The sequence below is a fragment of the Kitasatospora fiedleri genome (assembly GCF_948472415.1).
Classification (GTDB): Bacteria; Actinomycetota; Actinomycetes; order Streptomycetales; family Streptomycetaceae; genus Kitasatospora; species Kitasatospora fiedleri.
Genome location: NZ_OX419519.1, coordinates 5,199,124 through 5,212,400, shown reverse-complemented (window position 1 = coordinate 5,212,400; position 13,277 = coordinate 5,199,124). Strand labels below are relative to the sequence as shown.

Annotated in this window: 15 protein-coding genes; all 15 read right to left on the bottom strand. The window is 72.3% G+C overall.

The window, feature by feature from the left end; translation table 11 throughout:
* Positions 1-83: 83 nt before the first annotated feature.
* Entirely contained in the window at positions 84-1,751 is a 1,668-nt protein-coding gene (locus QMQ26_RS23990; protein ID WP_282202638.1) for a YifB family Mg chelatase-like AAA ATPase, read from the bottom strand.
* The gene (locus QMQ26_RS23985) at positions 1,752-2,222 is read right to left on the bottom strand and encodes a YraN family protein (RefSeq protein WP_404813944.1); all 471 of its coding nucleotides are present in this window, start codon (positions 2,220-2,222) and stop codon (positions 1,752-1,754) included.
* Between the two features lie 276 nt (positions 2,223-2,498).
* A complete protein-coding gene (locus QMQ26_RS23980; RefSeq protein WP_030458804.1) occupies positions 2,499-2,825 on the bottom strand; it encodes a DUF2469 domain-containing protein in 327 nt (108 codons plus the stop codon).
* Between the two features lie 56 nt (positions 2,826-2,881).
* Positions 2,882-3,355: an NUDIX hydrolase gene (locus tag QMQ26_RS23975; RefSeq protein ID WP_282202637.1), complete on the bottom strand. Its 474-nt coding sequence runs from the start codon at positions 3,353-3,355 to the stop codon at positions 2,882-2,884.
* A gap of 82 nt (positions 3,356-3,437) precedes the next feature.
* The gene (gene lepB / locus QMQ26_RS23970) at positions 3,438-4,184 is read right to left on the bottom strand and encodes a signal peptidase I (RefSeq protein ID WP_282202636.1); all 747 of its coding nucleotides are present in this window, start codon (positions 4,182-4,184) and stop codon (positions 3,438-3,440) included.
* 182 nt (positions 4,185-4,366) lie between these two features.
* On the bottom strand, positions 4,367-5,227 hold the full coding sequence (gene lepB, locus QMQ26_RS23965; protein WP_449768961.1) for a signal peptidase I: 861 nt from the start codon (positions 5,225-5,227) through the stop codon (positions 4,367-4,369).
* 260 nt (positions 5,228-5,487) lie between these two features.
* Positions 5,488-6,483: a signal peptidase I gene (gene lepB, locus QMQ26_RS23960; protein ID WP_282202635.1), complete on the bottom strand. Its 996-nt coding sequence runs from the start codon at positions 6,481-6,483 to the stop codon at positions 5,488-5,490.
* 82 nt (positions 6,484-6,565) lie between these two features.
* Positions 6,566-7,456, bottom strand: a complete 891-nt coding sequence (gene lepB, locus QMQ26_RS23955) for a signal peptidase I (RefSeq protein ID WP_282202634.1) — start codon at positions 7,454-7,456, stop codon at positions 6,566-6,568.
* Positions 7,457-7,521: 65 nt separating this feature from the next.
* Positions 7,522-7,872 carry a 50S ribosomal protein L19 gene (gene rplS, locus QMQ26_RS23950; protein ID WP_099902885.1) on the bottom strand — a complete coding sequence of 117 codons (351 nt, stop codon included), beginning with the start codon at positions 7,870-7,872 and terminating at the stop codon, positions 7,522-7,524.
* Positions 7,873-8,028: 156 nt separating this feature from the next.
* A complete protein-coding gene (gene trmD / locus QMQ26_RS23945; protein ID WP_282206599.1) occupies positions 8,029-8,847 on the bottom strand; it encodes a tRNA (guanosine(37)-N1)-methyltransferase TrmD in 819 nt (272 codons plus the stop codon).
* A 5-nt stretch (positions 8,848-8,852) separates the two neighbouring features.
* A complete protein-coding gene (gene rimM / locus QMQ26_RS23940; RefSeq protein WP_282202633.1) occupies positions 8,853-9,512 on the bottom strand; it encodes a ribosome maturation factor RimM in 660 nt (219 codons plus the stop codon).
* 183 nt (positions 9,513-9,695) lie between these two features.
* On the bottom strand, positions 9,696-9,935 hold the full coding sequence (locus tag QMQ26_RS23935; RefSeq protein WP_014138265.1) for an RNA-binding protein: 240 nt from the start codon (positions 9,933-9,935) through the stop codon (positions 9,696-9,698).
* A 2-nt stretch (positions 9,936-9,937) separates the two neighbouring features.
* A complete protein-coding gene (gene rpsP, locus QMQ26_RS23930; RefSeq protein WP_014138264.1) occupies positions 9,938-10,366 on the bottom strand; it encodes a 30S ribosomal protein S16 in 429 nt (142 codons plus the stop codon).
* 376 nt (positions 10,367-10,742) lie between these two features.
* Positions 10,743-11,321, bottom strand: a complete 579-nt coding sequence (locus tag QMQ26_RS23925) for a hypothetical protein (protein ID WP_030458815.1) — start codon at positions 11,319-11,321, stop codon at positions 10,743-10,745.
* A gap of 421 nt (positions 11,322-11,742) precedes the next feature.
* Entirely contained in the window at positions 11,743-13,155 is a 1,413-nt protein-coding gene (proS, locus tag QMQ26_RS23920; RefSeq protein WP_100836204.1) for a proline--tRNA ligase, read from the bottom strand.
* Positions 13,156-13,277 lie beyond the last annotated feature (122 nt).

The following is a 13,277-nucleotide window of genomic DNA, read 5'->3' as shown; positions in this document are numbered from 1 at the left end:
CTGGGCGGCCGAGGGAGTGACCCGCCCGCCGGCCGGGTCCGCTCTACTGCCGACGCCTTGCCGCCCCGGCAGGTGGGGCCGGGTCAGAACGCGTCTCCCGGGTCGGTGTCCGCGTCCACGTCGGCGTACGGGTAGCGCGGGTCGTTCCTGCGGTCGGTCGGGCGAAGGGCGCGCTGGACCCCGGTGCGGAGGGTGAGCGCGGTCTGGACGTCGGACCGGTTCGGGCAGTTCCGGCCGGCCAGGTCGGCGACCGTCCAGGCCACCCGCAGGACGCGGTCGAGGCCGCGCGCGGTGAGCAGGCCCCGGTCGAGGTCACGTTCGGCGTCGGCCAGCGATCCGGGTGCGAGTTGCCAGCGCGTGCGCAGTTCGTGCCCGGGCACTTCGGCGTTGGTCCGCCACGGGGTGTCGACGAGGCGAGCGGCGGCCCGCGCCCGGGCCTCCCGCACGCGTTCGGCGACCGTCGCCGTGCTCTCGGCCCTTCCGCCTCGCTGCATCAGCTCGGCCTTGGTGACTCCGGCAACCTGCACCTGGAGGTCCACCCGGTCCAGCAGCGGGCCGGACAGCCTGGCCTGGTAGCGGTTGACCATGACGGGGGTGCATTCGCATCCTTCTCCTCTCAGTGAATAGCGGCCGCAGGGGCAGGGGTTGGCGGCCAGGCAGAGCAGGAAGCGGGCGGGCAACCGCATCGAGCCCGCGGCTCTGGCGATCATCACCTCCCCCGACTCCAGGGGTTGGCGCAGCGCGTCGAGGACCCGGACCGGGAATTCGGGCGCCTCGTCGAGGAACAGCACGCCGCGGTGGGCGAGGGAGACGGCCCCTGGCCTGGGCAGTCCCGTTCCGCCGCCGATGATGGCGGGCATGGTCGTCGAGTGGTGCGGGGCGCAGTAGGGCGGGGTGTCGATCAGGGGGCGGTCGGGTGGGAGCAGGCCGGCCACGGAGTGGATCGCGGTCACTTCGAGGGCTTCGGCGGGGGTGAGCGGCGGGAGCAGGGTCGGGAGCCGTTCGGCCAGCATCGTCTTGCCGGCTCCCGGTGGGCCCTTCAGGTAGAGGTGGTGGCCGCCCGCTGCGGCGATCTCCAGGGCTTGGCGGGCCTCGTACTGCCCGGCCACGTCGGCGAGGTCGGGGCGGAGGGCCGGTTCGGAGGCGAGGTCGCGGACGCCGAGGCCGGGTAGCAGCAGTCCGGCGAACGAGGAGTCGGGGCGGCCGTTGGACGGGTCGGGCGGTTCGTCGGGAACGGAGGCGTTGGTGAGGATCGCGATGAGCTGGCGCAGGCTGCGCACTCCGAGGACGGAGACGCCGGGCACCAGTTTCGCTTCGGCGGCGGTCTGCTCGGCGACCACGATCTGCCGGTAGCCGGCGTCGGCCGCCGCCAGCACCGCGGGCAGGACTCCGCGCACCGGGCGTACCCGGCCGTCCAGTCCGAGCTCTCCGATGATCAGCAGGCCGTCGATCGACGCGGGGTCGAGCCGTTCGGCGGCTGCCAGGACGGCGCAGGCCACCGCCAGGTCGTACCCGCTGCCGCTCTTGGGCACGGAGGCCGGGGTGAGGCCCACGGTGAGTTTCCGCAGCGGCCATTTCTCTCCGCTGTTGGACACGGCGGCGCGGACCCGGTCGCGGGCTTCCAGGAGGGCCTTGTCGGCGAGGCCCACCAGGCTGAAGGCCGCGAGTCCGGGTTCGAGGTCGGCCTGGACCTCGACCACGACGCCGTCCACGCCGACCAGGGCGACCGAGCAGGTGCGGGCGAAGGCCATTCACACCGCCCCGCGCAGGTGCTCGACCGCGGCCGCGCCCCGGCGGGGGTTGACCACGGCGACCAGGTCGATGCGGATGCCGCCGGGCGGCGGCGGGGCCGGCCCGCCGCTCTCCGCGTCGGGCTGCGGGTCGGCGCCCCCGGCCCGTTCGACGGCGAGCACGAGTCGGGAGAAGTGCACCGGCCAGCGTTCGGCGAGCCAGCGCTCGGCGAGGTGGCGCAACCGGTCGGCCTTGGTCTGGTCGATCGCTTCGGCCGGCTGTTGGAAGCCTCGTTCGGAGCGGGTCTTCACCTCGCAGATCGCGAGGGCGTCCCCGTCGAGCGCGACGATGTCGAGCTCGCCGTCGGCGCAGCGCCAGTTGCGTTCCAGGATGTACAGGCCGCCCTCGGCGAGCCGGCGGGCGGCGACCTCCTCGCCGTAGCGTCCGAGGCCGTTGGTGGAAATCTTGTTGGGGTTCTGCACGGCAATCACCTCCGGCCGGAAGGTTGCCGTCAGACGCCGGGGGCGGGCCAGCGGGATCGCCAGACCTGTGGATAACCCGGGCCTGTGGATAACTCAGGTCACCCGTTCGAGCGACAAATCGAAAAATGCGCTGGACAGTGCCCGATCAGCGCAGCCAATCTCGGTGGCCCGGGCACCGCCGCAGCTCACGGAGGTGCGACGGCCCTGGCAGGAGGGCACGGTCGGCCGTGCCGTCCCCGCCGGGCTCCGGGCCCGAGGGAGACCGGCCGCCCGGCCGCGGGGTGGTCAGTTCCCGAAGGCGGAGTCGTCCGAGGGCAGCTCAAGATCGCTCTTGGCCAGCTCCTCGATGTTCACGTCCTTGAACGTCAGCACACGGACCTTCCGGACGAACCGGGCCGGTCGGTACATGTCCCAGACCCAGGCATCCGCCATCGACACTTCGAAGAACACCTCGCCCTGCACCGAGTGCACCTGGAGGTCGTAGTCGTTCGTCAGGTAGAAGCGACGCTCGGTCTCGATCACGTACTTGAACAGGCCGACGACATCCCGGTACTCCCGGTAGAGCTTCAGCTCCATCTCGGTCTCGTACTTCTCGAGGTCTTCGGCACTCATTCCAAGCGTCCCCTCACTCGTCACGTCCACCCCATTGTGGACCACCGGACCCGCACTCAGAGCCTTACTGGTGGTTCTGGCGGCCCTTCGGTCAGAACCCGTTCCACCAGTTCGGCCAGTCCGCGCGGGTGGACGGTCTCCCCGGTGGTCCTCAACTCGTCCGGCGTCCACCAGCGGACGGCCAGCAACAGCGCGTGCTCGTCCGCTCCACCTTCCGTCAGTGACACCGCGGTCCGCGTGGTGCGGGCCAGCCGGAACCACTGCTCCTGTCGGTACTTCCTGCCCCGGAAGGAGAACTCCGCCGTGCCGTACCCGACCAGCGGTCCCCAGTCCACGTCCGTCAGCCCGATCTCCTCGGCCAGCTCGCGCCGGGCCGCCGCGGCCGGGCTCTCGCCCGGCTCGATGCCGCCACCGGGCGTGATCCACCAGGTGGTCCCCGGCGCGGCCGGGTCCGTCCCGCGCAGCAGCAGGACGCGGCCGTCCGGGTCCAGCAGCAGCACCCGAACGGCTCGGCGGTGCTCGACGGCCATCTGGTTCAGCTCCGTCCTGAGGCATTGGGCGCGCCTCCTGACCGGGGGCGGCGCCCGGGCCGGTACGCCGCCGGCCCCGGGGTCAGGCCCTCCGCCGCCGGCCCCGCAGCCACCGGGTCAGCGAGACCGCCCAGCCCGCCGCGGAGGCCGCCACGATCAGCACCGCGCCGCCGACCGCTGTCCAGGCGGCGGGCAGCAGCGGACCGGCCCGGTGCGCGCCGGGCGCGCCCAGCGCGTCGAAGGCCGGGACGCGCCGCTCCAGCCCGGCCCGGGACAGCGGCTGGATCACCGCTTCCACCCTCGCCTTCACCTCGGAGGCGGGCACCGAACCGAAGGCCACGTCGAGGTGGCTGCGCGAGTCCAGGGAGTTGCCGCGGAAGTCGCCGAGCAGGAACAGCCGCCCCTCGGGCACCGTGACCGAGAACTCGGTCGTGTTCGTCCGGACGGGGGCCAGGTAGGGCTCGGACACCTGGTGCCCGTTGACGGTGATCCGTCCTTCGCGGTCACCGGAGACGGTGTCGCCGCCGACCGCGACCACGCGCTTCACCAGGGTCGCGTCGCCCCAGTCCTGGTCCTGGAAGACCACGATGTCGCCGCGGCCGGCGGACCCGCCGGTGCGGGCCAGGACGGTGTCGCCGGACTCCAGGGTCGGGCTCATCGAACCGGTCGGGATTCGGTAGGGCCGGTACTCGACGGCGAGCATCCCGAAGCCGCCGACCAGCATCGCGAAGCCGAGCGCGATCACCACGCCCTGCACGATCGACGCGGTGTTCCGGCGGCGGGCCGGTCCGGCCCCGGTGCGCGGTGTCCGCTCCGCGACGCTGCTCATCGGTTACGCCCTCTCCTAGTGCTCGGGCGCTCCGGCCGAGCGCTCTCGGCCGGTCCGCCCGCCGCCGGTCGACCGCCGGTCGGCCGGGGCCGGACAGCGCTGCGGGCCGTGGCACGTGCGAGCAGATTACTCGCCGGTACCACGGCCCGCGCAAGAGGCGTAGCCGACCGATCGCCCTCCGGTCAGCGGCGGCGCCTGCGCACCCACCACACGGCGGGGGCGGCGAGCGCCGTACCGGCCATCGTCGGAGCGAGCGGTCCGGCGGCGGCCAGGCCCTTCTGGTCGAAGGTGTCCGGGACGGGCAGCGTCGCCCAGTCGCCGATCGGCCAGGCCACCACGAACGCGCGGCCGACCACGTTGTCGACCGGGACGGTTCCGCCGCCGGGCTGGTCCATGTGGTACCGCGAGTCCAGGGAGTTGCCTCGGTGGTCACCCATCACCCAGAGCCGTCCCTTGGGCACGTTCACCGGGCCGAAGGGCTTCTCCCCGCACGGGGTGTTGCCGGGGAAGATGTACGGCTCGTCGAGCGCGATGCCGTTCACCTTGACCGGGCCGGAGCCCTGGCACTCCACGGTGTCACCGCCGACCGCGATGACCCGCTTGATTAGGTCCTTCTCGTCGCTGGACGGCATCAGCCCGATGAAGCTGAACACGTCCTGCACGCCGCGCACGAAGGAGTTGTCGCTGCGCTGGGTCGGCTCGTCGTTCAGCCAGCCGCCCGGGTCCTTGAAGACCACCACCTCACCGCGCTCCGGCTCCGAGCCGAACCACGGGGTGAGCTTGTCGACCAGGACGCGGTCGCCGACCTGCAGCGTGTTCTCCATCGACCCGGAGGGGATCGAGAACGCCTGGACGAAGAAGGTCTTGATCACCAGGGCCAGGATCAGCGCGATGCCGATCAGGATCGGCAGTTCCTTCCAGAAGGAACGCTGCTTCGGCGCCCGCCGGGACGGCGCCGCCGAATCGCCGGCGGCCTCCGCCCCCGCCTCGGCGTCCCGCTGCTCCTCGCCGTCACCGGCGGGCAGTCCCTCCTGGTTGCCCACGGGTTCCCCGTCGGGCTCCGGAGCACCTGAGCGGGCACCGATCACCAGATCCCCCACGACATCTCCTCCCTGCTGTGCGGACGCCTGTGCGCCCGCGCTCACGAGTGCCGCACAGCGGGCACCACACTCTGCGATCGATCGAAAGCCCGCCTCTGGCTTGCCCGCTGGGGCAGGCACGACACCAGGCCGGAACCGAGCACTTCACACTTCTCTATCACTACCGGTCGACATGCCCGTGCTCCCACGCGCCGACCCGGATGTCAGTCGGCCACCGGCCCGCCCCTCCGGCGCGTGCCGCGGTACCGGGTGAGGAGCGGAAGCACGCCCAACACACCCATAACGAGCGGGGGTTCCGCAGGAACCGGCCCGATGGCCGCCGATCCGGCCGCCCGCCCCGGCAGGGAGGAGAGTGAATCGGGAACGCCGAGTTGACCGAAGTGGGAGAGCGGCCAGGCCACCATGAAGGCGCGGCCGACCACGTTCCCCACCGGGATCGTCCCGGAGCCCGGATTGCCCATGTGGTAGCGGGAGTCGGCGGACAGGTCGCGGTGGTCGCCCATCACCCAGAGCCGTCCCTGGGGCACCGTCACCTTGAAGGTGATCCGCGAGGGCGAGTTGCCGGCCGCGACGTACGGCTCGTCCAGCGGCGTGCCGTTCACGCTCACCCGGCCGTGCTCGTCGCAGCACTCGACGGTGTCGCCACCGACACCGATCACCCGCTTGATCAAGTCCCGCTCGTCGTCGGAAGGGAGCAGCCCCACCGCCGAGAACACCGACTTCACGTTCCGCAGCACGGGCCCGTCCGTGGACGGCTTGTGGTCGTTCTCCAGCCAGCCGCCCGGGTCCTTGAAGACCACCACCTCACCGCGCTCCGGCTCCGAGCCGAACCACGGGGTGAGCTTGTCCACGACGACCCGGTCGCCGATCCGCAGGGTCTGTTCCATCGAACCGGAGGGGATCACGAACACCTGGATCAGGAACGTCTTCATCACCAACGCGATGACCAGGGCCACCAGCACGATCACCGGCAGCTCGCGCAGGAGGGAGCGACGGCTGCGGCGCGCGGCACGCTTGGCGGTGCGGCGGCGCTCGGCGCGGCCCCGGACGGGACGGCTCGCCGCACCGTCCGTACCGGCGCCGGCCGTACCGTTGCCGCCGCTGCCGCCGTGGCCGGCTGCGTCCTGCGCGTCGTCTGCGTCGTCCGTGCCTTCCGTGCCCGCCGCGCCCTCCATCCCGCCCGCGGGGGGCAGGTACACCGACCCGGACGCGGGGTCGTGGTCGGGGTCGACTCCGAGGTCGGAGCCGGACGGCCCGGCGGCAGCGGCGGCGGTCCTGGGTCTACCTCTGCTCCCCATGGCCACCGGTCCCCTCAATCGCGGCGAACGCCGCCGGTCGGTCGAGGGAGGTGGCGCGGCCGAGGGGGAACATCACCCAGTCCGCGCGGCCGATCACCTTGTCCTCGGGCACGGCGCCTCCGCCGGGCTCGCCGAGGTGGTCACGGGAGTCCCGGGAGGCGCTGCGGTGGTCGCCCATCATCCACAACTTGCCGTCAGGAACCACGATGTCGAACGGTACCGCCGAGGGCGCGTCGCCGGGGAGCAGGTAGGCGCTCTCGTCCAGCGGCACGCCGTTGACGCTGAGCCGGCCGTCGGTGCCGCAGCAGGTGATCCGGTCGCCGCCGACGCCGATCACCCGCTTCACGTAGACCGTGTCACCGGCCGGGGCGAGCCCCGCGCCGGCCAGCAGCCGCTTCAGGCCGGACGGTTCGTCCTGGTACGGCAGGAAGGAGCCGATGCCGTCGAAGACCACCACGTCGCCCCGCTGCGGGTGCTTGCCGAAGGCGTACGCGAGCTGGTTGACCAGCACCCGGTCGCCCGGTCGCAGTGTCCCCTCCATCGAGCCGGACGGCACCGCGAAGGGCCGGGCCACGAAGGCGTTCACCAGCAGCAGGACGACCACGCACACCGCCGCGATCCACAGCAGGTCCCGCGACCACCGCCGCCCGCCGCCGTGGCCGTCGTCCCCCTCGTCCTCGGGGCCGTCCTCGCCCGCCGGGCCTTCCGCACCTTCGGAGTCCGTGCCGGAAGCCGGGGCGGTGACGGTGGCGGCGCTAGCGGCGGTGCCGGTCGCCGCTCCGGGGGCGGAAACGGCGGCGGACCGCGGCGGCGAGTCCGCACCCGTGGGTGCGGGACTGCCGTCGCGGTCCGCTGGTGGCTCGTGCGTGCTCATCGGAGGTGAGCTTATCCCCCCGGTCTACACCGGTTGGAGGGCCGACCCCGGGTGAGCCTGCGCGATCACGCGTCGCGCTTCTCCTTGATCTTCGCGGCCTTGCCGCGGAGGTCGCGCAGGTAGTACAGCTTGGCGCGGCGGACCGCACCGCGGGTCACGACCTCGATCTTCTCGACGATCGGGGTGTGCACCGGGAAGGTGCGCTCGACACCGACGTTGAAGCTGACCTTGCGAACGGTGAAGGTCTCACCGATGCCGGCGCCGTGACGGCGGATGACGACGCCCTGGAAGACCTGGACGCGCGAGCGGTTGCCTTCGATGACTCGGACGTGCACCTTGAGGGTGTCGCCGGGGCGGAAGGCGGGGACGTCGGTGCGCAGCGAGGCCGCGTCGACAGCAGCGAGCTTGTTGCTCATCGTTGCTCTCCATCGCAGGCGCCACGGGCCGCCCACGGATATTCGTGTCAACTGGGTGGTGCTGCGGGCCGCTTCGGCTGGCGGTGAGCCCCCCGTGGCGGGGGCACCGGTCCACTGACTCCCCGCGAGGGGAGCCGGGCGACAGACAGCAGTCGCCTATTGTTCCACAGGGTCGGCCACAGACCGAAATCGGCCGTCTGCCTCGTCCCAGGCCAGGCCGAGCACGCTGAGCGCTTCGCGCTCCTTCTTGGTGAACGCCTCGCGCTGCCACCGGGCCACCAGGTCCGGCCGGTTGGTGAGGGTGCGGGCGAACGCCTGCTCGCGCCGCCACTGGGCGATCTTCCCGTGGTGGCCGCTGAGCAGGACCTCCGGCACCTCCCGGCCGCGCCACTCGGCGGGCTTGGTGTACACCGGGCCCTCCAGCAGGTCGGCCATGGCGCCGGGGGCGAAGGAGTCGTCGCGGTGCGACTCGGCGTTGCCCAGCACGCCGGGCAGCAGCCGGGCGATCGCCTCGACCATCACCAGCACGGCGACCTCGCCGCCCGCCAGCACGTAGTCGCCGATCGAGGTCTCGACCACCGGCATCCGGGTCGCGGCCTCCTCGATGACCCGGCGGTCGATGCCCTCGTAGCGGGCGGGCGCGAAGGCCAGCCAGGGGCGGGCGGCCAGGTCCTGGGCCAGCTCCTGGGTGAAGGGGCGTCCGCTGGGGGTGGGCACCACCAGGGTCGGCACCTCGCCCTCGGGCCCGGCGGCCAGGACGGCGTCCAGGGCGGCGCCCCACGGCTCGGGCTTCATCACCATGCCGGGCCCGCCGCCGTAGGGGGTGTCGTCCACGGTGCGGTGGATGTCGGTGGTCCAGGTCCGCAGGTCGTGCAGGTGCACGTCCAGCTGCCCGCGGGCCCGCGCCTTGCCGACCAGGGAGACGTTCAGCGGCTCCAGGTACTCGGGGAAGATCGTGACGACGTCGATCCGCAGGTCGCTCACGCGCCGCCGCCGTTCTCGCCGGAGTCCGAGCCGCCGTTCTCGCCGGCGTCCGGACCGGCGCCCGGGACCGCATCCGAGCCGTCGCCCGGGCCCTCCTCCGCACCCGCACCCGCACCCGCAGCCGCACCCGGACCCGAACCCGCGTCGGCGGCGTCGATCAGGCCGGGCGGCGGGGTGATGACGACGCGCTGCTCGTCCAGGTCGATGGTGGGGACGATCTGCTCGACGAACGGGATCAGCACCTCGGTGCCGTCGGGGCGCTGGACGGTGAGCAGGTCCTGGTACGGGAGGTGGAGCACCTCGGTGAGCTCGCCGACCGGGGTGCCGTCGGCCAGCACCACGTCCAGGCCGATGAGTTGGTGGTCGTAGTACTCGTCCGGGTCGTCGGGGGTCTCGTCCGGGTCGACCTCGGCGATCAGCATGGTGCCGCGCAGGGCCTCGGCGGCGGTGCGGTCCTTGACGCCGGCGAAGCGCAGCAGCAGGCGTCCGCTGTGCACCCGGCCGGTCTCGACGGTCAACGGTCCGATGGCGGCGGGGTCGGTGAAGAGGACCGCGCCGGGCCCGAGCCGCAGCTCCGGCTCGTCGGTGCGGACTTCGACGCTGACGTCCCCCCGGATGCCGTGGGCGCGGCCGATCCTGCCGACGACGAGCTGCACGGTGATCGTTCTCCTGAGAGGTGATGGCACTGGTGGGAAGCGGGGAGCCCCCGGAACGGAGAGCTCCCGGAGTCGGGAAGATCCCCGAAACGGGAAGGACCGGCCGGGACGGATGCGTCCCGGCCGGTCCTGAAACCCGGTTGGCCGACCTGGCGGTCGGCGCCCTCGGCGGTCGAGCGGAGGTCAGCGGAGGCTGTCCACGTCGACCAGGTCGACCCGGACGTTGCGTCCGCCCAGGGCGCCGACCACGGTGCGCAGCGCGCGAGCCGTGCGGCCGCCCCGGCCGATCACCTTGCCGAGGTCGTCGGGGTGCACGCGCACCTCGATGGTGTGGCCGCGGCGCAGGTTCCGCGAGCGGACCTGCACCTCGTCGGGGTGCTCGACGATGCCCTTCACCAGGTGATCGAGGGCTTCCTCGATCATGCTCAGGCCTCGGTGGAAGCGGCCTCGGCCTCGTCAGCCTTGTCCGACTTCTTGGCCTTCGGGGTGATGGCGACACCGGTGGTGGCGTCCTCGAAGCCGGCGACGGCCTTGGCGAACAGGTGCGAGAAGTCCTCGACCTTGGGCTCGGCCACCTTCAGCGGCTCCGGAGCCGGCAGGCCCTTGAACTTCTGCCAGTCGCCGGTCAGCTTGAGGATGGCGAGGACCGGCTCAGTCGGCTGGGCGCCGACGGACAGCCAGTACTGGGCGCGCTCGCCGTCGACCTCGATCTTCGAGGGGTTGTACGTCGGCTGGTAGATGCCGATCTCCTCGATCGCGCGGCCGTCACGCTTGGTGCGCGAGTCGGCGACGACGATGCGGTAGTGCGGGGAGCGGATCTTGCCCAGACGCTTCAGCTTGATCTTGACAGCCACGGGTGTGGATTCTCCTGGTTTTGACGTGGGTGAGCAGCGCTCCGCCGCGTGGGGCTGCGGCGCGAGGTGCCGTTCAAGGGACACGCCAGCCGTTAGGAGAGAGGGTCCTGTCTAGGCTGCCGAGTACTCAGCCATCCATTGTGCCACACCGCCGCAGGCCCCCCGGACCGCGCCCCCGCACGGTCCGGACGGGACCTCCGGTCCGGATGCCGACGGGCCGCGGGCACCCCGCCCGCGGCCCGTTCGAGCACCGTCCTGGCCGAGCACCGTCCTGGCCGAGCACCGATCCGCCCGGGCGCCGTTCCGGCCGAACAGCATCCCGGCCGAACACCGTCCCGGCCGAACACCGTCCCGGCCGGGCGTCGCCCGGAACGGTTCAGGCGATCTTGAACGGCTGCTGGCAGGCGCCGCAGACGATCGAGGCCTGCGCCAGCACGGACGGGACGACGCGGACGTTGCGACCGCAGCCGCACACCGCCTTGACCCGGACGCCGCCGCCCGAGGAGCCGTGCCGTGCGGCCGGCCCGCGGAAGGCGCGGTGGTTGCCCTCGCCGGCGACGGCGAGTTGGTGCGCCCCGAGCGCGCGGTCGAGACGCTCGATGGTCTCGGCGTAGCGGTCGCGGGTCTCGTGCCCCATCGTCACCTGGGAGAAGCCGCTGCTGGCGTGCGGCTCGACCGGGTGGGCCAGGCCCAGCTCGGAGGCGAGCAGCAGGAAGCGGCGGTTGTGGTAGCGGCCGGCCCGCGAGGTGTCGCGGATCTCCCGGGCGGCGGCCAGGCCGTGGGCGGCCTCGTGCAGCAGTCGCTCGAAGTTGAGCTGGGTGCCGCAGGCGGACGAGGACTCGCCGATCAGCGCCTCGGGCGACGCCAGATCGGGCAGGTCCCGGTGGTGGGCCTGAATGTCACTCCAGGCGGCGGCCAGTTCGGCCGCGAGGACGAGGGGCTGTGTCGTGCTCACGCTGTACCAACGATGGAGAGAGAGGTGGTGTTCCGGCGGGCACCCAGGTCGGGGAATTCCCAGCGGACTCTCAGAAACGCACTTCCGCGCGCGAATTGCGCGGCTCCGGACTGACGCAAGACCAACCCCCTGCACGTATCGAACCGGCGGGTTTCGCCGGGCTCTCGGCACCCGCCGCGGAGCCCAACATCCCCACGACGGACGGCCCGCGTCCTGTCCGAAAATTGACAGGGCCACGGGCCGTACACCGTACCGCTTGTCGACTACCTCGGGGAGTTGACTGGTGAGTAGCTCAACTGCCGTGACGCGGACCGGGATTCCGGAATTCGCCGGGAGAGCCGCCGATCGCGCAGTTCACGGGTCCAGGACCGGCCGGGAACCGGTCCGCGGCCGCCCGGGAGGGGCGGCCGCGGCGGGCGGCTCAGTACGCGCGGGCGACCAGGGCGAGGTTGCCGGGCTGGTCGTCGGCGGCCGGCACGGAGCCGTCCTCGGCGATCAGGCAGCGCACCGAAACACCCTGCTCGGCCAACTTGGCCTCGCCCTCGGGGCCGAGGTCGGCCCAGGAGATCCGGCCCCAGCCGGTGGTGGCGGCCTCGGCGGCCTCCTCGATGGTCTTGACGTCCACGGTGCGGGCCTCGCGGCGCTCGCGGGACTCGCGCAGCAGCTGCGCCTGGTCCTCCTCCAGGATGCCGGGGACGATCGCGGCCAGGGAGTCGACCGCGACCGGCTCCTTGCCGCCGGCGATCCGGCGCACCAGCATCGCGGTGCCGGCCTCCAGGTCGCGCGGGCCGACCTCGATCCGCAGCGGGACGCCCTTGAGCTCCCAGTCGACGGCGCGGCGGCCGAACGGGGTGTCGGTGCGGTCGTCGACGACCACCCGCACGCCCGCCGCCTCCAGCGCGGCGCCGATCTCGCGGACCTTCGCCAGCACCGCGTCGTCGCCCTTGATGGCCAGCACCACGGCCTGCACGGCGGCCAGCCGCGGCGGGACCCGCAGGCCGTTGTCGTCGCCGTGGGACATGATCAAGCCGCCGACCATGCGGGTGGAGACGCCCCAGGAGGTCTGCCAGACGTACTCGCGCTCGGCGCCCTGCAGCTGGTAGGTGGTGTTGAACGCCTTGGCGAAGTTCTGGCCCAGCTCGTGGCTGGTGCCCATCTGCAGCGCCTTGCCGTCGCCCATCATGCCTTCGAGGGTGAGGGTGTTGATGGCGCCGGCGAAGCGCTCCTTGGCGGTCTTGCGGCCGAGCACCACGTCGATGCCCAGCACGTTGGTCATGAAGTCGCCGTAGACGTCGGTGTGGATCAGCGAGGCGTACGCGCGGGCGTCCTCGTAGGTGGCGTGGGCTGTGTGGCCCTCCTGCCAGAGGAACTCGGTGGTGCGCAGGAAGACGCGCGGGCGCAGCTCCCAGCGGACCACGTTGGCCCACTGGTTGATCAGCAGGGGCAGGTCGCGGTGGCTCTGCACCCACTTGGAGAAGTACTCGTTGATGATGGTCTCGGAGGTGGGCCGGACGACGACCGGCTCCTCCAGCTCCTTGCCGCCGCCGTGGGTGACCACCGCGAGCTCGGGGGCGAAGCCCTCGACGTGCTCGGCCTCCTTGGTCAGGTAGGACTGCGGGATGAACATCGGGAAGTAGGCGTTCTGCGCGCCCGCCTTCTTGATCCGCGCGTCCATCTCCTGCTGCATCCGCTCCCACAGGCCGTAGCCGTACGGTCGGATGACCATGGTGCCCCGCACCGGACCGTTGTCGGCCAGCTCTGCCTTGTTGATGAGGTCCTGGTACCAGCGGGGGAAGTCGTCCGCCTGGGGAGTGAGAACGGGTGCCTTAGCCATGGGCCGAATGGTACGGAAAACCGGGGCCGGACCGTGAATCCGTTTCCTCCCGGCCCGAAACCCCGCCCCCGCGCCGCGCCGCACCGGCCCCGGACCGGCCCCCGCACCGGACCGCGCCCGCG

Excerpts from the sequence above, each read along its gene's own strand:
- QMQ26_RS23990 (WP_282202638.1), bottom strand. The coding sequence starts at position 1,751 with ATGGCCTTCGCCCGCACCTGCTCGGTCGCCCTGGTCGGCGTGGACGGC.
- QMQ26_RS23980 (WP_030458804.1), bottom strand. The coding sequence starts at position 2,825 with ATGAGTGCCGAAGACCTCGAGAAGTACGAGACCGAGATGGAGCTGAAG.
- QMQ26_RS23975 (WP_282202637.1), bottom strand. The coding sequence starts at position 3,355 with ATGGCCGTCGAGCACCGCCGAGCCGTTCGGGTGCTGCTGCTGGACCCG.
- lepB (WP_282202636.1), bottom strand. The coding sequence starts at position 4,184 with ATGAGCAGCGTCGCGGAGCGGACACCGCGCACCGGGGCCGGACCGGCC.
- lepB (WP_282202634.1), bottom strand. The coding sequence starts at position 7,456 with ATGAGCACGCACGAGCCACCAGCGGACCGCGACGGCAGTCCCGCACCC.
- rplS (WP_099902885.1), bottom strand. The coding sequence starts at position 7,872 with ATGAGCAACAAGCTCGCTGCTGTCGACGCGGCCTCGCTGCGCACCGAC.
- QMQ26_RS23935 (WP_014138265.1), bottom strand. The coding sequence starts at position 9,935 with ATGATCGAGGAAGCCCTCGATCACCTGGTGAAGGGCATCGTCGAGCAC.
- proS (WP_100836204.1), bottom strand. The coding sequence starts at position 13,155 with ATGGCTAAGGCACCCGTTCTCACTCCCCAGGCGGACGACTTCCCCCGC.